General features: G+C 61.4%; 19 protein-coding genes. 10 read left to right on the forward strand and 9 right to left on the reverse strand.

The window, feature by feature from the left end:
* Positions 1-60 precede the first annotated feature (60 nt).
* The 6 genes from AC3WMV_RS26240 (at position 61) to AC3WMV_RS26265 (ending at position 7,593) form a co-directional block, all read left to right on the forward strand.
* Positions 61-2,184: a TonB-dependent receptor plug domain-containing protein gene (locus tag AC3WMV_RS26240; RefSeq protein ID WP_103368739.1), complete on the forward strand. Its 2,124-nt coding sequence runs from the start codon at positions 61-63 to the stop codon at positions 2,182-2,184.
* Between the two features lies 1 nt (position 2,185).
* Positions 2,186-3,118 (forward strand): ABC transporter substrate-binding protein, encoded by a 933-nt coding sequence (locus tag AC3WMV_RS26245; protein ID WP_103368740.1) that lies wholly within the window; start codon positions 2,186-2,188, stop codon positions 3,116-3,118.
* Entirely contained in the window at positions 3,115-5,019 is a 1,905-nt protein-coding gene (locus tag AC3WMV_RS26250) for a response regulator (RefSeq protein ID WP_103368741.1), read from the forward strand. The genes AC3WMV_RS26245 and AC3WMV_RS26250 overlap by 4 nt, the downstream gene beginning before the upstream one ends.
* 247 nt (positions 5,020-5,266) lie before the next feature.
* Positions 5,267-5,782 (forward strand): 3-hydroxyacyl-[acyl-carrier-protein] dehydratase FabA, encoded by a 516-nt coding sequence (fabA, locus tag AC3WMV_RS26255; protein ID WP_003227150.1) that lies wholly within the window; start codon positions 5,267-5,269, stop codon positions 5,780-5,782.
* 11 nt (positions 5,783-5,793) lie between these two features.
* Positions 5,794-7,014 (forward strand): beta-ketoacyl-ACP synthase I, encoded by a 1,221-nt coding sequence (gene fabB, locus AC3WMV_RS26260; RefSeq protein WP_007968959.1) that lies wholly within the window; start codon positions 5,794-5,796, stop codon positions 7,012-7,014.
* Positions 7,015-7,404: 390 nt separating this feature from the next.
* A complete protein-coding gene (locus AC3WMV_RS26265; protein WP_095137166.1) occupies positions 7,405-7,593 on the forward strand; it encodes a hypothetical protein in 189 nt (62 codons plus the stop codon).
* A 70-nt stretch (positions 7,594-7,663) separates the two neighbouring features.
* Here AC3WMV_RS26265 and AC3WMV_RS26270 read toward each other — a convergent pair whose 3' ends face one another.
* The 8 genes from AC3WMV_RS26270 to AC3WMV_RS26305 all read right to left on the reverse strand — a co-directional run bounded on the left by AC3WMV_RS26270 (position 7,664) and on the right by AC3WMV_RS26305 (position 17,270).
* Positions 7,664-8,206 carry a DUF2058 domain-containing protein gene (locus AC3WMV_RS26270; RefSeq protein WP_007968960.1) on the reverse strand — a complete coding sequence of 181 codons (543 nt, stop codon included), beginning with the start codon at positions 8,204-8,206 and terminating at the stop codon, positions 7,664-7,666.
* Positions 8,207-8,232: 26 nt separating this feature from the next.
* Positions 8,233-9,066: a nucleoside triphosphate pyrophosphohydrolase gene (mazG, locus tag AC3WMV_RS26275; RefSeq protein WP_103368742.1), complete on the reverse strand. Its 834-nt coding sequence runs from the start codon at positions 9,064-9,066 to the stop codon at positions 8,233-8,235.
* Positions 9,067-9,198: 132 nt separating this feature from the next.
* Positions 9,199-11,442: a GTP diphosphokinase gene (gene relA, locus AC3WMV_RS26280; RefSeq protein ID WP_103368743.1), complete on the reverse strand. Its 2,244-nt coding sequence runs from the start codon at positions 11,440-11,442 to the stop codon at positions 9,199-9,201.
* A 101-nt stretch (positions 11,443-11,543) separates the two neighbouring features.
* Complete coding sequence (gene rlmD / locus AC3WMV_RS26285) at positions 11,544-12,920, reverse strand: 23S rRNA (uracil(1939)-C(5))-methyltransferase RlmD (RefSeq protein WP_097088503.1); 1,377 nt, start codon at positions 12,918-12,920, stop codon at positions 11,544-11,546.
* On the reverse strand, positions 12,920-13,822 hold the full coding sequence (gene cysM / locus AC3WMV_RS26290) for a cysteine synthase CysM (protein ID WP_027612303.1): 903 nt from the start codon (positions 13,820-13,822) through the stop codon (positions 12,920-12,922). The genes rlmD and cysM overlap by 1 nt, the downstream gene beginning before the upstream one ends.
* Positions 13,823-13,931: 109 nt before the next feature.
* The gene (locus AC3WMV_RS26295; RefSeq protein WP_103368744.1) at positions 13,932-14,954 is read right to left on the reverse strand and encodes a PDDEXK nuclease domain-containing protein; all 1,023 of its coding nucleotides are present in this window, start codon (positions 14,952-14,954) and stop codon (positions 13,932-13,934) included.
* Positions 14,955-15,136: 182 nt separating this feature from the next.
* Positions 15,137-16,561, reverse strand: a complete 1,425-nt coding sequence (locus AC3WMV_RS26300; RefSeq protein WP_103368745.1) for a sensor histidine kinase — start codon at positions 16,559-16,561, stop codon at positions 15,137-15,139.
* Complete coding sequence (locus AC3WMV_RS26305; protein ID WP_103368746.1) at positions 16,548-17,270, reverse strand: response regulator transcription factor; 723 nt, start codon at positions 17,268-17,270, stop codon at positions 16,548-16,550. Before AC3WMV_RS26305 ends, AC3WMV_RS26300 begins: the two co-directional genes overlap by 14 nt.
* 217 nt (positions 17,271-17,487) lie before the next feature.
* On the opposite strand from AC3WMV_RS26305, the gene AC3WMV_RS26310 reads away from it, so the two are divergent.
* On the forward strand, positions 17,488-20,241 hold the full coding sequence (locus AC3WMV_RS26310; RefSeq protein ID WP_027612300.1) for a response regulator: 2,754 nt from the start codon (positions 17,488-17,490) through the stop codon (positions 20,239-20,241).
* A gap of 83 nt (positions 20,242-20,324) precedes the next feature.
* A complete protein-coding gene (locus AC3WMV_RS26315; RefSeq protein WP_103368747.1) occupies positions 20,325-21,314 on the forward strand; it encodes a 2-hydroxyacid dehydrogenase in 990 nt (329 codons plus the stop codon).
* Between the two features lie 12 nt (positions 21,315-21,326).
* Here AC3WMV_RS26315 and AC3WMV_RS26320 read toward each other — a convergent pair whose 3' ends face one another.
* Positions 21,327-21,767 (reverse strand): hypothetical protein, encoded by a 441-nt coding sequence (locus AC3WMV_RS26320; RefSeq protein WP_103368748.1) that lies wholly within the window; start codon positions 21,765-21,767, stop codon positions 21,327-21,329.
* Between the two features lie 133 nt (positions 21,768-21,900).
* Between AC3WMV_RS26320 and AC3WMV_RS26325 the strand changes: the two genes are divergently transcribed.
* Complete coding sequence (locus AC3WMV_RS26325) at positions 21,901-22,335, forward strand: hypothetical protein (protein WP_025112952.1); 435 nt, start codon at positions 21,901-21,903, stop codon at positions 22,333-22,335.
* A complete protein-coding gene (locus AC3WMV_RS26330; RefSeq protein WP_098965082.1) occupies positions 22,335-22,739 on the forward strand; it encodes an META domain-containing protein in 405 nt (134 codons plus the stop codon). Before AC3WMV_RS26325 ends, AC3WMV_RS26330 begins: the two co-directional genes overlap by 1 nt.
* Positions 22,740-22,891 lie beyond the last annotated feature (152 nt).

A 22,891-nucleotide genomic window follows, 5' to 3' on the forward strand; every position in this document is an offset into this window, starting at 1 on the left:
TGGAAAAGTCACTGTCCTCGGTTAACATGCGCGCCAATTCTTTGCGATCAAGGCCGTGCCGTGTCTTTTGGCTCTCCCCCCTCGCGTTCGTCACTGCTGCTGGCGCTGCTGTTCAGCCCGGTGTTGCAGGCGGACGACCTGTTTGTCGACAGCGAAACGCTGCCGCAGGTGCTGACGGCTACGCGCCTGAAACAGACACCGGCGGAAGTGCCGGGGAGCATGACCGTGCTTGACAGTGAGCTGATCAACGCCAGCGGCGCGCGGGACATCAGCGAGTTGCTGCGGCTGGTGCCGGGGATGATGGTCGGCAACATCAGCGGCAATCAGGCGGCGGTCAATTATCACGGGACCAATGCCAGTGAAGCGCGGCGCATGCAGGTGCTGATCGATGGCCGCTCGGTGTACCGCGCAGGCCTGGCCACGGTGGACTGGAGTGACATTCCGGTGGCCATGGAAGACATCGAGCGCATCGAGGTTTTCCGTGGGCCGAACACCGTCAGCTACGGCGCCAACGCGCTGATGGCGGTGGTCAACATCATCACCCGCAACCCGGCGGACAGCCACGGCACGCGCCTGAAGGTCACCCGAGGCCAGCGCGGCATCAACGATTTCTATGCCAGCCAGGGCACGGGCTGGAATGGCGGCGACCTGCGTCTGTCGTTGTCCGGCCAGGAAGACGACGGTTTTGACAGCGACCGCACCGGCGCCGATTACCGTGACAGCCGCCGCTTGAACCGCTTCAGCCTCGGCGTCAGCCAGACCCTGAGCGACAACCAGAGCCTCGACTGGCAAATCAACGCGAAGGACGGCAGTAACCAGCGGCCCTACACCTACCGCCCTGTGTTCTCGGGGATTACCGCTGCCGGGAACAATTCCGACGTGGTCGCCAAGGATTACGCCGGCTCGGTGCGCTGGAATCTCGACATCAATCCCGAACACAGCCTTTATATACAAGGTTCGGCCCAGCACTGGGATCGCCAGCAAGTGTGGCGCGCCTGTGATGCCGAAGTATCGTTCAGCCCGCAACTGACCCAACTGTGGCAGCTCAACCCGAATTACACCGAACGCCTGGCGCGCAACATCACCCGCTTCACCGGCCCCGGCCCGGAAGCCGGAACGCCACAGGAAATGGCCTTGGCCAATCAAGTGCTGGATCAATGGCGCAACGGTGCCAGCCAGACCTTGTGTGGCGACATCGATCAAAGCGCCCGCGAATCACGCTACGACCTCGAATTGCAGGACACCCTCAGTCTGTCCGACAACCTGCGACTGGTCAGCGGCCTGAACTATCGTTACGACCGGGCCGACTCCGAGACCTACTTCAACGGCACGCTGGACGACACCACCTGGCGCGCGTTCGGCCAACTGGAGTGGCGCGCCAGTGAACACTGGCTGTTGCAGGGTGGCGCCATGTTCGAAAACACCCAATTGATCGGCAGTTCGCTGACGCCGCGATTCGCCGTCAACTACCTGATCAACCCACGCCATGGCCTGCGCGCGGTGTACTCCGAGGCGATCCGCTCGCCGGACATGTTCGAGAACAACGTCAACTGGAGCTATCAGGTGAGCAACCTGCGGCCGTCCGCCTATGGTCAGTCTTCGGCGCGCTACTTCGTCAAGACCCGTGGCCCGGGCAATCTCGATCAGGAGCACATGCGCTCGCGCGAACTGGGCTACAACGGCTATTTCGCCGAGCTGGGGCTGGCTGTGGACGTGAAGCTGTTCTACGACGAAATCACCGGGATGATCAGCGAGCCGCTGCGCAACAACCAGTACATCGCCAGCAACGCCAACAGCTCACGCTTTCGCGGCAGCGAAACCCAGCTCGACTGGCGCCTGAGCATGATCGATCGCCTGCGCTTCACTTACGCTTTCGTCGACGCCGAAGCGAGCAATCCGCTGGATCAGCAATTCACCTCGCGCAACAGCGGTTCTGCCGGCTGGCTGCGTGATTGGGGCCACGGCTGGAACAGCGCGCTGTTCTATTACGGCGACAACGCGCTCAACGGCTACCGCTTCGAGCGCGTCGACACGCGCATCGCCAAACGCATCCCGCTGGGCAAGGCACAACTGCAACTGGCCGGCGTGCTGCAGCAGCGGCTCGACAATGAACCGACCACTTTCGTCGACAACAATTACGACGAACGCCGGGTGCTGTACTTCAGCGCCGAGCTGGAGTTCTAGGGTGCGCTACGCCACGCCAAACAAGACGCCAACCCTTGGCCACTGGCTGGCGGGTGTCTGTCTGTTTTTGACCGCGTGGCTGCACGGCGTGGCGGTGCAAGCCGCCGATATTCTGTTGACCGGCGCCGAAGAAAGCCCCGGGGTGCAAGCCTTCGTCCAGGCCCTGAGCGAGCTGCGTCCCACCGACAACGTGCGGTTCCAGCCGCTGGCCAGCCTGCCGGCGCCGGGCAAGTTGCCGAGCAATCTGCGGATGATTCTGCTCGACCTGCCCAGCCTCGACTGGCGCCTGCAGGAGCCCCAGGGCCCGGCGACGCTGGTGTTGCGCATCAGCCGACTGCAAGCGCGGCAACGCCTGGGTGGCGCACAACCGCCGCACTTGAGTCTGCTGTGGAGCGACCCGCCGCTGGGGCGGCAACTGCAACTGATTCGGCGGATTCTGCCGCAGGCGCGCCGGGTCGGCGTGCTGTTCGACCAACACAGCGAATTCCTGCTCAAGGAGCTGCACCAGGCCGCAGCGCCGCTGAATCTGCAAATCGTCAGCCAGCGTTGGGACAACACTCAGGACAGTCGTCCGTTGCAAAGCGTGCTGAGAAACAGTGATGTGTTGCTGGGCCTTGACGATCCCGATCTGTACAACCCGAAAACCGCGAAAAACCTGTTGCTCAGCAGTTACTCCCGGCAAGTGGCGCTGGTCGGGCCGAACGCGGCGTTCGTGCGCGCCGGCAGCCTCGCCAGCACTTACAGCGATCAGCCCGACTGGCTGGCGATCCTTGACCAGTTGCTCGATCGCCCGCCGGCGACGTGGCCGCGCACGCTCTACCCCGATCGCTTCAAGGTCTCAAGTAATGTGCAGGTCGCTCGTTCCCTGGGTATCGAGCCAATCGATGAAGCGTCTGTTGCCCGCCAGTTGGCTGAAGGAGAAAGCCACCCATGAATCTGCGTCGCCGCTGGGACATCAACACCCGCACGCAATTGATCAGCCTCGGCCCGGCCCTGCTACTCACGCTGCTGCTGATCAGTTTCTTTACCTTCGTGCGAATTCAGGATTTACGTCAGGAGCTCAATCACACCGGGCAACTGATCGCCAACCAACTGGCGCCTGCCACCGAGTACGGAGTGATTTCCGGCAACAACGAAGTGCTGGAAAGCCTGCTCAAAGCGACCCTGGCCACACCGAACGTGCGCTTTCTGGAAGTGCAGGACAGCGCCAACCGGATTCTGGCCTACGTTGAGCAAGCCGCCGATGCGCACAACCGCCCGCATCAGGTCGAGGTGTTCCAGGCCCCGGTGCGCCTGCAACGAATCGCCCTCAACAGCGATTTTTTCCACGACGCCAAAGCCAGCAACAACGTGACCAGCGAGGATTACCTGGGCCGGGTAATCGTCGGTCTGTCCAACGATGCCTTCAGTCAGCGCCAACAGGAAATTCTGTTCAAGGCTGGGATCCTGGCGTTGTTTGCCCTGCTCTTCACCTTTGTTCTGGCGCGGCGTCTGGCCGGCAGTCTGTCAGCGCCGATTCGCGATATCGGCAACGCGGTCAAGGCGATTCAGCAAGGCGACTACAAGACTCCGCTGCCGATCGTCGATGACACCGAGTTGGGCGCGCTGTCGCAGCACATCAACAACCTCGCCCAGGCACTGGAGCAGGCCAGCCGCGAACAGCATCAGGCGATGGCGCAACTGATCCAGACCCGCGAGGAAGCGGAAAAAGCCAACAATGCCAAATCCGATTTCCTGGCGATGATGAGCCACGAACTGCGCACCCCCATGAACGGCGTGCTGGGCATGTTGCAGTTGCTGGAAACCACCGACATGACCGAGGAGCAGATCGAGTACGCGGCGCTGGCTTCCGAGTCGACCGAACACCTGCTGAAAGTCATCAATGACATCCTCGACTTCTCGCGGATCGAACGCTCGGAACTGGAGCTTGAGCACATTCCATTCAACCTCGCCGACCTGATCGGCGCGTGTGCCCAGTCGTTCCAGCACAGCGCGGTGCAGCGTGGCCTGGACCTGAATCTGCGGATCCCCGAGGACATGCGCGCCTTGCAGGTGCAGGGCGACCCGACGCGGATCCGGCAGATTCTGGTCAACCTGGTGGGCAACGCGTTGAAGTTCACCGAGCGTGGCCGGGTCAGCATCGAGGCGCAGTGGCAGTCGCTGGATCACGAGTTGCTGTGGTTCACCTGTTCGGTGCGCGACAGTGGCATCGGTATCTCCTCGGAAAGTCTGGAGTTGATGTTCAATGCGTTCCAGCAGGCCGACAGTTCGATTTCCCGGCGCTATGGCGGCACCGGCCTCGGCTTGCCGATCGCCCGCACCCTGGCCGAACGCATGGGCGGGACGTTGCGCGCGCAAAGCGAAGAAGGCCTGGGATCGGTGTTCACTCTGGAAATCCCGCTGGCCTTATATAAGCAGACGTTGCCGCAACTGGCTGCACCGCGCGCGGCCAATGGCAACGGGCATGGTGAGGGGCGCAATGTGTTGCTGGTGGAGGACAACCCGGTCAACCAGACGGTCATCGAAGCCATGCTGCGCAGCCTCGGCTTTACTGTCAGCGTCGCCACCGATGGCGCGCAAGCGGTGCGCAGCGCCGAAGGCAATGATTTCGAAGTGATTCTGATGGACTGCCGCCTGCCGATCATCGACGGTTACGAGGCGACTCGGCAGATCCGCCAACTGCCCGGACGCCGCGAGGTGCCGATCATCGCGCTGACCGCCAACGCGTTGCAGGGCGACCGCGAAACCTGTCTGTCGGCGGGCATGAACGATTACCTGGCCAAGCCGTTCAAACGCAATGACCTACAACAGATTCTGCAGCGCTGGGTGCAGTAGTGACGGTTTTTCGACCATCTGCGACTGGCGTGAAAAGCGAAAGTGCGGCAGTCTTAGGCACCCGAACGAGCCTCAAAAGAGGCTTGAATAAAAATTTCAGTGCACAAGTGTACATTCATGTCCTTGGTGCTGTGACTTTCACCACAACGCAATAGTCTATGAGTAGGCTGCCGGTACGAGGCATGAACGCGTCGATCGGCCGGGAAGTTTTGCCCCACCTGCCGCATGGGATTATTGAGGAGCTCGCATGACCAAACAAAACGCCTTTACTCGGGAAGACCTGCTGCGCTGCAGTCGCGGTGAGCTGTTCGGCCCAGGTAACGCGCAACTGCCCGCCCCGAACATGCTGATGGTGGATCGCATCACCCTGATCAGCGAAGAAGGCGGCAAGTACGGCAAAGGTGAATTGGTCGCCGAGCTGGATATCAACCCTGACCTGTGGTTCTTCGCGTGCCACTTCGAGGGCGATCCGGTGATGCCGGGCTGCCTGGGTCTGGACGCCATGTGGCAACTGGTCGGCTTCTTCCTGGGCTGGCAAGGCCTGCCGGGCCGTGGCCGTGCGCTGGGTTCGGGCGAAGTGAAATTCTTCGGCCAGGTCCTGCCGACCGCCAAGAAAGTCACCTACAACATTCATATCAAACGCGTCCTCAAGGGCAAGCTGAACCTGGCCATCGCCGACGGTTCGGTGACTGTCGACGGTCGCGAAATCTACACCGCCGAAGGCCTTCGCGTCGGCGTGTTCACCTCCACTGACAACTTCTAAGGGTTATTCGCATGCGCCGCGTCGTTATCACTGGTCTGGGCATTGTTTCGTGCCTGGGCAATGACAAAGAGACCGTCTCCGCTAACCTGCGTGCAAGCCGCCCTGGCATCCGGTTCAACCCGGAATATGCTGAAATGGGTCTGCGTAGCCAGGTTTCCGGCTCCATCGACCTCAACCTTGAAGAACTGATCGATCGCAAGATCTATCGTTTCGTCGGCCACGCAGCGGCTTACGCCTACCTGGCCATGAAAGACGCGATCACTGACTCCGGCCTGACCGAAGAGCAAGTGTCCAACCCGCGTACCGGCCTGATCGCCGGCTCGGGCGGCGCGTCGACTCTGAACCAGATGGAAGCGCTGGACATCCTGCGCGAGAAAGGCGTGAAACGCGTTGGCCCATACCGTGTAACGCGGACCATGAGCAGCACCGTTTCCGCGTGCCTGGCCACGCCGTTCAAGATCAAGGGCCTGAACTACTCCATCGCTTCTGCCTGCGCCACCAGTGCTCACTGCATCGGTACCGCCATGGAACAGATCCAGATGGGCAAGCAGGACATCGTCTTCGCCGGTGGCGGTGAAGAAGAGCACTGGAGCCAGTCGTTCCTGTTCGACGCGATGGGCGCCCTGTCCAGCAAGCGCAACGACACCCCGGAACAAGCCTCCCGCGCCTACGACGCCGACCGTGACGGTTTCGTCATCGCTGGCGGTGGCGGCATGGTCGTGGTTGAAGAGCTGGAACACGCTCTGGCCCGTGGCGCCAAGATCTACGCTGAAATCGTTGGCTACGGCGCAACGTCCGACGGCTACGACATGGTTGCCCCAAGTGGCGAAGGCGCGATCCGCTGCATGCAGATGGCAATGTCCACCGTCGACACCCCGATCGACTACCTGAACACCCACGGCACCTCGACTCCGGTTGGCGACGTCGCGGAAATGAAAGGTGTGCGTGAAGTGTTCGGCGACAAGGCTCCAGCAATCAGCTCGACCAAGAGCCTGTCCGGTCACTCCCTGGGCGCCGCCGGCGTTCACGAAGCGATCTACTGCATGCTGATGATGGAAGGCAACTTCATTGCCGGTTCCGCCAACATCGACGAACTGGACCCTGAAGTGGCCGATCTGCCGGTGCTGACCAAGACCCGCGAAAACGCCACCATCAACACCGTGATGAGCAACAGCTTCGGCTTCGGCGGCACCAACGCCACGCTGGTGCTCAAGCGCTGGGAAGGCAAGTAAGCCCCCGCTGCTGAGCCACACATGAAAACGCCCCGACTGGTTCGGGGCGTTTTTTTGCCTGAAATAAATGGCAGTTAACCGTAAAACCCTGTGGGAGCGAGCCTGCTCGCGAATGCGATATTCCAGCCACCCTCTCATCATCTGACCCACCGAATTCGCGAGCAGGCTCGCTCCCACAAGTGGACTTGCTGAGCTTCTGAAAATGAAACTTCTGTCATGAAACTTCCCGCCCTGCGACCGAATGTCGCGGATTACGCGGGCTGCAGCACTGTTGCAAAAACCGCAACAACACCTTGCGCAAATCAAGCGTTTACTTAGCAAGCTAACAAATCATATAAAAGAGTCCTGCACACGCCTTGCTGCAGATAACTTGAGATTTGGAGCTAGCAGATGACTGTAAAAGTAACTGAACGCGACGATTCACACATGTCCCACGAAGGCGTAGCCGCCGGTATCCGCATCTGGGATGTGCATCAACAAGACTTGCTGGTCGGCATGTTCCACAACGAGATCGACGCCCACAACTACAAGGCCGAACTTGAACTGCAGGAACAGCAGCGGGATCTGAAATCCGCCTGAAGCAACCACAGCATTGAAAACGACAAACCCCGCCATGAGCGGGGTTTGTCGTTATTACAGCTTTATCGGTTTACCACATCAGGTCATCCGGGATCTGATAGGCCGCGTACGGATCGTCCTCGGCATTGACCTCTTCGGTCTGCACGTTGAGCTGCACGATACGTTGCGGGTCGCGCTCCTGGATCTTCAGGGCCGCTTCACGAGGGATCACTTCGTAGCCGCCGGCATGGTGCACGATCGCCAGCGAGCCGCTGCTGAGCTTGTTGCGCATCAGCGTATTGACCGAGATGCGCTTGACCTTCTTGTCGTCGACGAAGTTGTAGTAGTCCTCAGTGGTCAGCTTCGGCAGACGCGAGACTTCGATCAACTGTTTGACCTGCGCGGCACGGGCCTTGGCCTCGGCTTTCTCCTGCTGCTGACGGTTCAACTCCTGGTCGCGCTTGACCTTCTCGGCCATGGCTTCCTGAGCGGCGCGCTGCTGCGAATCATCCAGCTCGGCCTGCCCTTTGTGGGCCAGACGCTGTTGCTTCTGCTTGTCTTTGCTGACCTGCTTGGCCTGCTTTTGGTTGACCAGACCTGCTTTGAGCAACTGGTCGCGAAGGGAAAGGCTCATTAATGCTTACTCACTTGGGCAACGGCTCAGCCGCAGCTGGGCAAATTCTTTTCCTGACGTTTGGCTTCACCCCACAGGGCGTCCAACTCTTCGAGGGTGCAATCTTCCATGGGACGACGGGTGTCGCGCAATGCCTGTTCGATAAAACGGAAACGTCTTTCAAACTTGGCGTTGGCGCCACGCAGCGCGGTTTCCGGATCGACCTTCAGGTGCCGGGCCAGATTGACCACGGAAAACAGCAGATCGCCGATCTCGTCGGCCACCGCTTGCGGATCGTTTTCGGACATGGCTTCGAGCACTTCATCGAGCTCTTCGCGCACTTTGTCCAGCACCGGCAACGCATCCGGCCAGTCGAAACCGACCTGCCCGGCACGCTTTTGCAACTTGGCCGAACGCGACAGTGCCGGCAGCGCGGCAGGTACATCATCGAGCAGTGACAGCTGCTCGGGCGCGGCGGATTTCTCGGCGCGTTCTTCGGCCTTGATCTCTTCCCAGCGCTGCTTGACCTGCTCTTCGCTCAGGCATGGTACGTCCAGCGGCGCATACAGATCGCCGGTGGGGAACACGTGCGGATGGCGGCGGATCAGCTTGCGGGTGATGCTGTCGATCACCCCGGCGAATTCGAAGCGCCCTTCTTCCTTGGCCAACTGGCTGTAATAAACCACCTGAAACAGCAGATCGCCCAGTTCGCCCTGCAAGTGATCGAAGTCGCCCCGCTCGATGGCGTCGGCCACTTCGTAGGCTTCTTCGAGGGTGTGCGGGACGATGGTCGCGTAGGTTTGCTTGATGTCCCACGGGCAACCGTACTGCGGGTCGCGCAGACGGTTCATCAGGTGGAGCAGGTCTTCAAGTGAATACATCTGTCATGCCTCTACACAAAACCAATGTGGGAGCGGGCTTGCTCGCGAATGCGGTGTGTCATTCAGCGCAAATATCGACTGACACGCCCTCTTCGCGAGCAAGCCCGCTCCCACCTTCGAACGAAGCCATCTTCACGGGGTACGGTTACGCCGCGTCTCGATGATGTTCGGCAACTGCGAAATCCGCCCCAGCAAGCGCCCCAGCGCATCCAGCCCGGGAATCTCGATGGTCAGCGACATCAACGCAGTGTTGTCTTCCTTGTTCGAGCGGGTGTTGACCGCCAGCACGTTGATCCGCTCGTTGAGCAGCACCTGCGAGACGTCCCGCAGCAGACCGGAACGGTCGTAGGCGCGGATGACGATGTCCACCGGATAGGTGAGCACCGGCACCGGGCCCCAGCTGACCTGGATGATCCGCTCCGGCTCGCGCCCGCCCAGTTGCAGCACCGAGGCGCAGTCCTGCCGGTGAATGCTCACGCCGCGACCCTGGGTGATGTAGCCGACAATCGCGTCGCCCGGCAGCGGCTGGCAGCAGCCGGCCATCTGCGTCATCAGATTGCCGACGCCCTGGATCTGGATGTCGCCGCGCTTGCCCGGCTTGTAACCGGTAGCTTTGCGCGGGATCAACTCCAGCTGTTCGTTGCCACGCTCCGGCTCGACCAGTTGCTGCGCCAGGTTGACCAGTTGCGCCAGACGCAAGTCGCCGGCACCGAGGGCGGCGAACATGTCTTCGGCGGTTTTCATGTTGGCCTTTTCGGCCAGCTTGTCGAAGTCCACCGCCGGCAGACCGAGGCGATTGAGTTCGCGCTCGATCAGGGTTTTACCGGCCGCGACGTTCTGGTCACGGGCCTGTAACTTGAACCAGTGAACGATCTTCGCCCGCGCCCGCGAGGTGGTGACGTAACCCAGGTTCGGGTTCAGCCAGTCGCGGCTCGGCGTACCGTGCTTGCTGGTGATGATCTCGACCTGTTCACCGGTCTGCAGGCTGTAGTTGAGCGGCACGATCCGCCCGTTGATCTTCGCGCCACGGCAGTTGTGCCCGATTTCGGTGTGCACGCGATAGGCGAAGTCCAGCGGCGTCGCGCCCTTCGGCAAGTCGATGGCATGACCGTCCGGGGTGAAGATGTAGACCCGGTCCGGTTCGATATCGACGCGCAGCTGTTCGGCCAGACCACCGATGTCGCCCAGCTCTTCGTGCCATTCGAGCACCTGCCGCAGCCAGGAGATTTTCTCTTCGTAGTGGTTCGAGCCGGATTTGACGTCGGTGCCCTTGTAGCGCCAGTGCGCGCAGACGCCGAGTTCGGCCTCTTCGTGCATCGAGTGCGTACGGATCTGCACTTCCAGCACCTTGCCTTCCGGACCGATTACCGCGGTGTGCAGCGAGCGGTAGCCGTTCTCTTTCGGGTTGGCGATGTAGTCGTCGAATTCCTTCGGGATGTGCCGCCACAGGGTGTGGACGATGCCGAGCGCGGTGTAGCAGTCGCGCATTTCCGGCACCAGCACGCGCACCGCACGCACGTCGTAGATCTGGCTGAATTCCAGACCCTTGCGCTGCATTTTGCGCCAGATCGAATAGATGTGTTTCGCCCGGCCGCTGATGTCGGCGTCGACGCCGGTGGCCTGCAATTCGTCCTTGAGCTGGGTCATCACATCGCTGATGAACCGCTCACGGTCCAGCCGCCGCTCATGGAGCAGCTTGGCGATCTGTTTGTATTGATCGGGTTCCAGGTAACGGAAGGACAAGTCCTCCAGCTCCCACTTGATATGACCGATGCCGAGCCGGTGCGCGAGCGGCGCATAGATGTCGAAGACTTCCCGGGCGACGCGGTTGCGCTTCTCGTCGTCAGCGGTTTTCACCGCGCGAATGGCGCAGGTACGTTCGGCCAGTTTGATCAGCGCGACACGAACGTCGTCGACCATCGCCACCAGCATCTTGCGCAGGTTTTCCACCTGGCCCTGAGTGCCCATCACCATCGACTGGCGCGGGCTGAGGCTGGCACTGATTGCCGCCATGCGCTGCACGCCGTCGATCAGTTTGGCCACGACGGGACCGAAGCGCTGGCTGACCGCCGCGAGTTCGATCTGACCTTCGCGGACGCCGCGATACAGCACCGCCGCGACCAGCGAATCCTGATCGAGTTTGAGGTCGGCGAGGATCTCGGCGATCTCCAGTCCCGTGCTGAAACTGCCGGAGCCTTCGGCCCACAGATTCTTCTTGGCATTGGACTGCTGTTCGGCCTCGCGAGCGAACTCGCAGGCTTCTTTCAAGGCTTCGCGATCCAGTGCCATGTCGACACTGACCGCGTGATCGAGCCAAGCCTCGAGATTGATACTGCCGTCAGTGTTGATCGGCTGGTGTGCTCTCACCTGTACCATGCTGCTTTACCTTCCCTACGACGCAGATTCAATGCGTCAAATCGCTGACCCTCAACGCCCGTATGCGCTCGCGGGGCTAAAGCGAGCGCCGCCCAGACAGGTCAGACGGATTCAGACGAGCCATCCTGGCTCGCTTCAAATAACGCCATGGCCTCGACATGTGCCGTCTGAGGAAACATATCGAGAATCCCGGCACGTTTTAACCGGTAGCCCTGCCTGATCAATTCGACCGTATCGCGCGCCAGAGTTGCAGGGTTGCACGATACATACACCAACCGTTTGGCACCCAGGGTCGCGAGCTTGCGCACCACCTCGAAAGCACCGTCACGCGGTGGGTCCAAGAGTACCGCAGAAAAGCCGTTTCCGATCCACTGAGCATCGGTCAAAGGCTGGGATAAATCGGCTTGAAAAAACTTTGTGTTATGCAAATTGTTGCTAGCGGCATTCGCAGCGGCGCGGTCGACCATGGTCTGCACGCCCTCCACCGCCACCACTTCGCGCACGCTTTTGGCCAGCGGCAAGGCGAAGTTGCCCAGACCGCAGAACAGGTCGAGTACCCGCTCGTCACCGGTCGGCTTCAGCCAGTCCAGCGCCTGCGCGACCATCGCCTCATTGACCCCGGCGTTGACCTGAATGAAATCCCCCGGGCGCCAGGCCAGATCCAGATCGCACTGCTCCAGGCGATAACCCAGCGACTGCGTGGCATCCACCGGTTGCGGCTCGCCGTCGCCATGCAGCCACAGTTGCGCTTCATGGAACTGGCAGAATTCCTTGAGGATCGTCAGGTCGGCTTCAGACAACGGCGCCATGTGTCGCAACAACACCGCCAGCGAAGAACCACTGAACAACTCGACGTGCCCCAGCGCTTGCGGTTTGCTCAAACGACGGAGCATCTCCGGCAAACGGGTCATGATCGGTTGCAAGGGCTGTACCAGCACCGGGCATTCGTTGATGGCGACGATGTCCTGACTGCCGGCAGCGCGGAAACCGACTTCAAGCTGCTTGGCTTTCATGTCCCAGCGCACGGCGATCCGCGCGCGGCGGCGATAGCCGAATTCCGGGCCAGTCAACGGCGCAGCCCATTCGTCAGGCGCGACCCCGGCAACCTTCGACAGCTGCTCGGCGAGCATGCGCTGTTTCAGGGCAAGCTGTTCGGTGTGGGGCAAATGCTGCACGCTGCACCCGCCGCAGCGGCCGGCATGCTGACAGGCTGCCGGGCGACGCAATTCGCTGGCCTTGAACACGCGCTCGGTGCGCGCTTCGACCACTTTGCCGCGGGCGCCAAGCACCCGCGCCTCGACCTCTTCACCGGCGAGGGCGCCGAGGACGAACCAGGTTTTGCCTTCGAAAAACGCGATGCCGCGACCGTCATTGGCCAGGCGCTCGATGTTCAAGCGCTGTTTTTTGCCGGTCGGAATTTGCGCGGCCTTGCTGCCGCCGGTGGGCTGGAAGCGCAGGCCTCTCTCGTGCTTGGCCATCAGTTGGGCGCGTCGAAAATGCCGGTCGACAGATAACGGTCGCCACGGTCGCAAATGATCGCGACGATCACCGCGTTTTCAACTTCTTTGGACAGGCGCAGCATCGCTGCCACCGCACCGCCCGAGGACACGCCACAGAAGATGCCTTCTTCGCGGGCCAGACGCCGGGTGACGTCCTCGGCTTCGCTTTGCGCCATGTCGACAATGCGGTCGACGCGGTCGGCCTGATAGATCTTCGGCAGGTATTCCTGCGGCCAGCGACGGATACCGGGAATGGCCGAGCCTTCCATCGGTTGCAGCCCGATGATCTGCACGCTGTCGCTCTGCTCTTTCAAGTAGCGCGAGACGCCCATGATGGTGCCGGTGGTGCCCATCGAACTGACGAAATGGGTGATGGTGCCCTGGGTCTGACGCCAGATTTCCGGGCCGGTGGTGGTGTAGTGCGCTTCAGGGTTGTCGCCGTTGGCGAACTGATCGAGCACCTTGCCACGGCCTTCGGCTTCCATCCGCTGGGCGAGATCGCGAGCGCCTTCCATGCCCTCTTCCTGACTGACCAGAATCAGCTCGGCACCGTAAGCGGTCATCGCCGCTTTACGTTCGGCACTGGAGTTGTCCGGCATGATCAGGATCATCTTGTAACCCTTGATCGCGGCGGCCATCGCCAGCGCAATCCCGGTGTTGCCCGAGGTCGCTTCGATCAGCGTGTCACCGGCGTGGATCTGCCCGCGCAGTTCGGCACGGGTGATCATCGACAGCGCCGGACGATCCTTGACCGAACCCGCCGGGTTGTTCCCTTCGAGCTTGAGCAATAGGGTGTTGCTGGTGGCACCGGGCAGGCGCTGCAAACGCACCAGCGGAGTGTTGCCGACGCAATCGGCGATGGTTGGGTACTGCAGGGTCATGGCGTATTCGCAATCCAGACGTGCGGGGGCGCCTATCATACCGGCAAACGTTCGCAGGCCATATCACGCAAAGTGCGGTGCTTATGGTTTCTGGGAATAAGCAGATGGCTCAGCCTTCCTCTTCCCCTGCGACATTCATGGCATAGAACTCGTGCAATTTGGCTTGCAGCAATTGTTTGTCTGGCAACTGCACCTGATATTCCGCGATCAGCGCCGCAGACAAGCTGCGATTGAGGGCATATTCGACGACCTCGTCCTCCTTGCTGGCGCAAAGCAATACACCGATGGCCGGATTCTCGTGAGGTTTGCGAACACCGCGATCCAGCGCTTCAAGGTAGAAATTCAGTTTGCCCAGATATTCAGGTTCAAAACGTCCGACCTTGAGCTCGATGGCGACAAGACAGTTGAGCCCACGATGGAAGAACAGCAGATCAAGGGCGAAATCACGGCCGCCAACTTGTACCGGATACTCCGAGCCGACGAAGCAGAAATCGCGCCCCAACTCGATCAGAAACTCCTTCAGTCGCCCCAGCAAACCTTGGTGCAGATCGGTCTCGGCGTGTACGCCGGGCAGGTCGAGAAATTCGACCATGTAGGCGTCACGGAAGATCTCGAGTGCGGCGGGATGAGTCTGTTTGAGGACAGCAGAAGCCTTTGCGGGCTGGGTGATGCTGCGTTCGAAGAGCGCAGCCTTGAGTTGGCGTTCGAGTTCGCGCTTTGACCACTTTTCCTGAATTGCCATGCGGACGTAGAACTCGCGTTCTTCTGAACGTTTGCTTTGGCTGAGAATGATCAAATTGTGAGACCAAGACAATTGTCGCACCAGTGGTGCGACTTTTTCTTCAGCGTGATAAGTCTCGTAGAACTGGCACATGCGGAACAAGTTCGAACGGGTAAACCCACGCAGCCCTGGCTGCGTTCGAGCCAGATGTTCGGCCAGTTGCCTAACCACCGCATCGCCCCACTCAGCGCGAGCGATCTTGCGGCTGATGTAACCCCCCACCTGCCAGTACAACTCGATCAGTTGAGTATTTACTGCTTGCACGGCTTGCTGCCTGGCGTTCTGAATCAGCGCCAGTACTTCATTGAAACGGTTATCGGAGGTATTGCCGGGGATGTCAGTTGCAGTCATGACCAGTTCCTTGAGGACGAGCGGAGCCCCGAGAGTAAACGGTCAAGAACGGGTTAAAACGTCGATAAACTCCCTTAGGAAAGGTCGTACAAAAATACGAGATCCCTCCCGCACTGGCTTACAGTGGTGAAGCGAAATTCCCCATCGCGAGCAGGCTCACTCCTACAGGAGATCTGCGTTGTTCACACGTTCGGTGGCGAAACGAGTTCCAGTGTAGGAGCGAGCCTGCTCGCGATAGCATCAGTCGATGCGACATCATCGTCAGCCACCAGGCGCAAATTCAAGCGCAACCCCGCCCCACCATTCTCCGCCCACACCATCCCACCCTGACGCTGCACCGCATTCCTCGCAATGCTCAACCCCAGTCCAAAACCACCATCCCCCGGACGCGAGCCGTCGAGGCGGGTGAAGGGTGAGAAGATCCGTTGCAGATCGCCCTCGGCCACCCCGCCGCCCTGATCCTCCAGCCATAAATGCCAGTAATCGCCGTCACGCCGTCCATCGAGGCGCACGATGCCGCCCTCGGGCGAATGCCGAATGGCGTTGCGCAGGATGTTCTCCAGCGCCTGCGCCAAAGTATTGAGGTTGCCGCGCACCCAGCACGACGCCGGCACCGCGCACTGCAATTGCAGGCTCGGCCAGCCGCTTTCATAACAGGCATTGTCGGTGAGCATTTCCCACAAGGCCTGAATCTGGATCGCCTCGTCCGGCAGCGGCGCACGCTCGGTGTCGAGCCACGCCAGTTGCAGGGTGTCTTCGACCAGTCGTTGCATGCCGTCGACTTCACGGCTGATGCGCTCGCGCAGTTGCCGTAGATCCTGTTCGCTTTCACTGGCCACCCGCAGCCGGCTCAGCGGCGTGCGCAGTTCATGGGACAGGTCGCGCAGCAATTGCTGTTGCAGGGCGACGGTGGATTGCAGGCGTTCGGACATTGAATCGAAGGCCCGCGCCAGTTCACCGAGTTCGTCCGGGCGCTGGGTAATGCCGCTCGACAGACGCACATTCAATTGGTCGGCACGCCACGCATTGGCCTGCTTGCGTAGATTGTTCAGCGGCACCACCAGCAAGCGATACAGGCCGACACACAGCAACAGAGTGAACAGCCCCGGAATCACCCCGTTGGTGATCACCCGCCAGAACACCCGGTATTTCCCCGGCAGGAAGCGCTCGGGCAACTCGATCACCAGACTGCCGGCGGACGGATTCTGCGGAAACGGTACGCGCAGCCACGGCCGGCCCTTCTTGTGGATCGGCCAGTCGAGGCCGCGCAAAAAGGTCAGGTGCTGGATTTCCTGTTCATCCAGCGGATCGCTGCTCAACGACTGCAGATTGCGGTCGATCACCCCGACCCAGGCGGCTTCGCGCAGCTCCATGCTCTGCAACCAGTTATCGACCCCGTCACGCTCACCGCGCTGCCACGCGCGCTCGGCTTCGCCGGCATAGCGGCTGAGGGTGCCGCGCGCCTCGTCGGAGAGATACTGGTTGCGCTCTTCCATGTAGCGGCCCCAGGACCAGCTCAGCCAGATCATCAACAGACAGAACGCTACCAGCAGACACGCCAGTTTCCAGAACAGCGAATGCCGCCCCGGCAGGTCAGAGACTTTCATCGGTGGCACTCAGCACATAACCCTTGCCCCACACCGTGCGCACTTCCCGTTCGAGGTAACCGATGGCCTTGAGTTTGCGGCGGATCTGGCTGATGTGCATGTCAAGGCTGCGGTCGTGGGCCGCGTAGCCGCGTTGCAGCACATGCTGATAAAGGAAGGCCTTGCTCAGCACTTCTTCGTCGTTGCGATTGAGGGTTTCCAGCAGACGGTATTCGCTGCGGGTCAGGCCGGCGGCTTGTGCGTTATAGAAGACTTCGCACTGTTCGTCGTCGAAACGCAGCGCGCCGTGGATCGTAGCCGGGGCAATCGCTGCCGGGCGCCGATCCAGCGCCACCCGGCGCAGGATCGCCTCGATCCGTACATGCAGCTCGGCCATGCTGAACGGCTTGGGCAGGTAATCATCGGCGCCCAGGCGAAAACCGCTGATGCGATCGGCCTCGGCGCCCAGCGCCGACATCAGCAGCACCGGCGTCGAATGGCTCTGGCGCAATTGCGTCAGCACCTTCAGGCCGTCGAGCCCCGGCAGCAGAATGTCCATCAGCACCACGTCGAACGGCTGGTGACGCGCAATGTTCAGCCCTTCCTGACCGTTCTGGCACCAGGTCACCGCAAAGCCGCTGCGGCCCAGATGCTCGTGAACATAGGCGCCCAGCACCGGGTCGTCCTCAATGGCGAGAATGCGTGGCAGGTCGGTGGAAACAGGAGTCATGAGTATCTGCTAATAATTCTCAGTTGGCCGATTATTCAAGATTGCCCGCCATCGGGCAACCCAAGCTTGACCGGCCGGACAAACGCGCCAGGCCGCGCCGACCAATGGCGACATGATTTTTCCGAAGATTGCCCGCCTGCAAATCGCTACACTGCGCCAATGTCGCGTGCCGGACGCACGTGCGAGTCAACAGTTCAGCGGGATGCAGGAGATGGGTGTGCTCAAGAAACTGGGAATCAAAGGTCGCGTGTTGTTGCTGACCCTGTTGCCCACCAGCCTGATGGCGTTGGTGCTCGGTGGCTATTTCACCTGGATGCAACAGTCCGATTTGCAGACCCAATTGATGCAGCGCGGTGAAATGATCGCCGAACAACTGGCGCCGCTGGTGGCGCCCGCCATGGGCCACGGCAACACCGATCTGCTCGAACGCATCGCCACCCAGTCCCTCGAACAACCCGACGTGCGCGCCGTCACCTTCCTCGCCCCCGACCGCACACCGCTGGCGCACGCCGGCCCGACCATGCTCAATCAGGCGCCCAGCGGTGACAGTGCACAACTGCAACGGCGCAGCGGCAATGACGCCACCCGTTACCTGATGCCGGTGTTCGGCAAGCATCGCAACCTCGCTGGTGATCTGATCCCCGAAGAATCAGACCGTCTGCTCGGCTGGGTCGAACTGGAGCTGTCGCACAACGGCATGCTGCTGCGCGGTTATCGCAGCCTGTTTGCCAGCCTGCTGTTGATTGCCGCCGGTCTGGCGGGCGCGGCCCTGCTCGCGTTGCGCATGGGCCGCACCATCAACCGCCCGCTGAGCCAGATCAAACAGGCGGTTGCCCAGCTCAAGGACGGTCATCTGGAAACCCGCCTGCCACCGCTCGGCAGTCAGGAACTGGACGAGCTCGCCTCGGGCATCAACCGCATGGCCGGCACCCTGCAGAACGCTCGCGAAGAACTGCAGCACAGCGTCGATCAGGCCACCGAAGACGTGCGGCAGAATCTGGAAACCATCGAGATCCAGAACATCGAACTGGACCTGGCGCGCAAAGAAGCACTGGAGGCGAGCCGGATCAAATCCGAGTTCCTCGCCAACATGAGCCACGAGATCCGCACGCCGCTCAACGGCATTCTCGGTTTCACGCATCTGTTGCAGAAAAGCGAACTGACCCCGCGCCAGCTCGACTATCTGGGCACCATCGAGAAGTCCGCTGACAGCCTGCTGGGGATCATCAACGAGATCCTCGATTTCTCGAAGATCGAGGCCGGCAAACTGGTGCTCGACCATATCCCGTTCAACCTGCGCGATCTGCTGCAGGACACCCTGACCATCCTGGCCCCGGCAGCCCACGCCAAGCAGTTGGAGCTGGTGAGTCTGGTCTATCGCGACACGCCGCTGTCACTGGTCGGCGACCCGCTGCGCCTCAAGCAGATCCTCACCAACCTGGTCAGCAACGCGATCAAATTCACCCGCGAAGGCACCATCGTCGCCCGCGCCATGCTTGAAGAAGAACACGAAGACAGCGTGCAGTTGCGCATCAGCATTCAGGACACCGGCATCGGCCTGTCGAGTCAGGACGTGCGCGCGTTGTTCCAGGCCTTCAGTCAGGCCGACAACTCGCTGTCGCGCCAACCCGGCGGTACCGGTCTGGGTCTGGTGATCTCCAAGCGTCTGATCGAACAGATGGGTGGTGAAATCGGCGTCGACAGCACCCCGGGCGAAGGCTCGGAATTCTGGATCAGCCTGAGCCTGCCGAAAACCCGCGACGACAGCGAAGACCTGCCAGGCCCGCCACTGCTCGGGCGTCGCGTGGCGGTGCTGGAAAATCACGAACTGGCTCGTCAGGCCCTGCAGCATCAACTGGAAGACTGCGGCCTCGACGTCACGCCGTTCAATACGCTGGAGAGCCTGACCAACGGCGTCACCGGCGCGCACCAGACCGATCAGGCGATCGACCTTGCGGTGCTCGGCATCACCAGCAACGACATGCTCCCGGAGCGCCTGAACCAGCACATCTGGGATCTCGAACACCTCGGTTGCAAAGTGCTGGTACTGTGCCCGACCACCGAACAGACGCTGTTCCATCTCTCGGTGCCCAACCCGCACAGCCAGCTGCAAGCCAAACCAGCCTGCACGCGCAAACTGCGTCGGGCGTTGGCCGATCTGGCCAATCCACGCCAGCCGCGCAACGAGCCGGGTGAGCCGCTGTCGAGCCGCGCGCCGAAAGTGCTGTGCGTCGACGACAACCCGGCCAACCTGTTGCTGGTGCAGACCCTGCTCGAAGACATGGGCGCCAAGGTTCTGGCCGTGGAAAGCGGCTACGCAGCAGTCAAAGCGGTGCAGAGCGAATCCTTCGATCTGGTGCTGATGGACGTACAGATGCCGGGCATGGACGGACGCCAGACCACCGAAACCATCCGTCAGTGGGAAAGCGAACGGCATAGCACACCGCTGCCGATCGTCGCCCTCACCGCCCACGCCATGGCCAACGAAAAACGCGCCTTGCTGCAAAGCGGCATGGACGACTACCTGACCAAACCGATCAGCGAGCGGCAACTGGCGCAAGTGGTGCTGAAGTGGACCGGTCTGGCCTTGCGCAATCAAGGAACGGAACGGGCCAGCGACAGCGCGGCGGGTGGCAATGAGTTGCCGGTGCTCGACCACGAAGAAGGCTTGCGTCTGGCCGCCGGCAAGGCCGATCTGGCAGCCGACATGCTGGCCATGTTGCTCGCCTCGCTGGAGGCTGACCGCGAAGCCATTCGTGCCGCCAGTGAAGCCCGGGATCAGAATGCACTGATCGAGCGCGTGCATCGCCTGCACGGTGCGACCCGATATTGTGGCGTGCCGCAGTTACGCGCGGCCTGTCAGCGCAGTGAAACCCTGCTCAAACAGGGCGATCCGAAGGCAGTGGTGGCGCTGGAAGAACTGGAGCGGGCGATCAATCGACTCGCGACGCAAGCCAGGATCAGCGCCTGATCCACGGCAATGCCGGCAGCGGCATCTGCCGTTAAAGTGGTGGCCGTCAACGCTGACTCGCCACCCCGTTCCAGGAGGAATTCATGCGCACGCTCGTTTTCAGCAGCCAGACCTATGACCGCGACAGCTTCCTCGGCGCCGAATGCCCGGCCGGGCTGGAACTGCACTTTCAGCCGGCCCGGCTCAGTCTCGACACCGCCGCCCTGGCCGAGCAGCACGAGGTGGTCTGCGCCTTCATCAATGACGACCTCAGTGCGCCGGTGCTGGAGCGCCTCGCCGCCGGTGGCACACGGCTGATCGCCCTGCGCTCGGCGGGCTACAACCATGTTGATCTGCTCGCGGCAAAACGCCTCGGGCTGGCCGTGGTGCGGGTACCGGCCTACTCGCCACATGCGGTGGCCGAACACGCGGTGGCGCTGATTCTGGCACTCAACCGACGCCTGCACCGCGCCTACAACCGCACCCGCGAAGGCGATTTCACGCTGCACGGCCTGACGGGTTTCGATCTGGTGGGCAAGACCGTGGGCATCGTCGGCACCGGGCAGATCGGCGCGACGTTCGCGAAAATCATGTACGGTTTCGGTTGCCAATTGCTGGCCTACGACCCGTACCCAAACCCTGAGGTCGTGGCGCTGGGCGCACGTTACCTGAGTCTGCCGGAGCTGCTCGCGCAGTCACGAATCATCAGCCTGCATTGCCCGCTCAACGCGCAAAGCAAACACTTGATCAACCGCGAGTCACTGGCACACCTGCAACCGGGGGCGATGTTGATCAACACCGGACGCGGCGGCCTGGTCGACACGCCAGCGCTGATCGACGCCTTGAAGGACGGCCAACTGGGCTATCTGGGACTGGATGTGTATGAAGAAGAGGCGCAGCTGTTTTTCGAGGATCGCAGCGACTTGCCGTTGCAGGACGACGTATTGGCGCGGCTGCTGACCTTCCCGAACGTGATCATCACCGCGCATCAGGCGTTTCTGACCCATGAAGCGCTGGGCGCGATTGCCGCGACCACCCTGCACAACATCGCGACCTGGGCTGCAGGTGCGCCGCAGAACCAGGTCGAAGGTTGAAGGCTTGCCGGTTTACTTCGGCGACAGCGACGAGGCCAGGATCAGCAACGCCAGCCAGCCAAAACCGAAAAAGCGCTGCTTCATCGAATGACCGTTACGCAGCAGGAACCAGACGAAGACCATCGGTAGCAGGAACACCATGATCTTCAACCAGCCTTCCACTGGCCGCGAACCGTCGGCGTTGGGCTGAAGTTGAGGTGCGGGTTCCGGTTGCCGACGGCGGCGACCGAGCGCGGCCGGTGTGACTTTCGGCGCAGGCTCCGGGGCTGGCGCCGGGACGAAGGCTTCAGGCACGGATTTGTTGCGCGGCAGGCTGCCAAATGAAATCGTCGCAGCGGCGGCTTGCGCCGGTGTGTGCTCGTGCTGCTGCGCCATCGGAGCACCACAATGAATGCACGCCTTGGCTTCCGAGCTGATGCTCCGCTTGCATTCATAACATTCGATCAGCGCCATGTTCCGTTCCCTCAGAGTGAAGGGCGGCAGTTTGCCATGAGCGCCGGAGGATTTGAACCGGATCGAAGGTCGCACGCGTACGCCATCCTGCAATCCAGCCCGTGCTAGCATGTCGCGCAGATTTGGAGGACCCATGGTCGAACACGATTTCCGCTACACCCTGATGAACCCGCAACACACCCTCACCGAATGCCGCGCCCTCGTACCGGGCCGCTATCAGGTCACCGGCAACGGTGGCTCGATCCGCAACGGTGACGTCCTGTTGGTCACCCTCAAAGGCAGCAAGGACTTGTCCATGCGCCTGACCGTCGACACCGTGCGCCACCTGATCAATCCGCCGGGCCAATGGACCGCGATGACCACCGGCCCGGTCTTCGGCGAACTGGCGATCCACACCTGGCAGGTCAACTGCGACAGCTGCGCCAAAGAGCTGAACTTCGAGTTTGCCGTGGACGCCAAGCTGGGCAAGACCGCCGAGAAACCGGCCGCCACGGCGCGCATCGCCGAGCTGGGCTGGAAAGCCGTCGGCGACAAGCACCTGTGCCCGAAATGCCAGGAGCCTGCGTGATGAAACGCCTTGCCCTGCCGCTGCTGGTCGGTGCCGCTCTGGTGGGCTGCGCCGCAGAGCCTGTGCAATTGCAACAGAACCGCAGCTACATTCTGGAGTGGATCGGCGAGCGGCCATTGATGGATTACAGCCATCTGACCGTGACCCTCGGTGACGATGGTCGCGCATATGGCAACGGCGGTTGCAACCACTGGTTCGCGCCGTACACCCTCGAAGGTGACAAGCTGAGCTTCGGCCCGATCGGCAAGACCCGCAAACTCTGCGCGCCGGCGCTGATGGAGCAGGAACAACGCTTCCTGCAGGCGCTGCAAGGCGTTGAGCGCTGGGACATCTCGCCGATCGAGCAGATGCGCTTCTGGCCGGCCGAAGGCAAGCCGTTGCGTTGGTGGCTGGAAGAGGGTTAACCCTCAAGAACGCCAAACCCTCACCCTAACCCTCTCCCAAAGGGAGAGGGAACTGATTGGGGGGTTCTGAAAGTGTGCGCCGACTTGAAGGATCTTCGCTGAATCCATAATCGACACGATCTTCCAGGTCGATGGAAGCGCCAGACACCTCG

The organism is Pseudomonas sp. FW305-3-2-15-E-TSA4 (assembly GCF_058787295.1).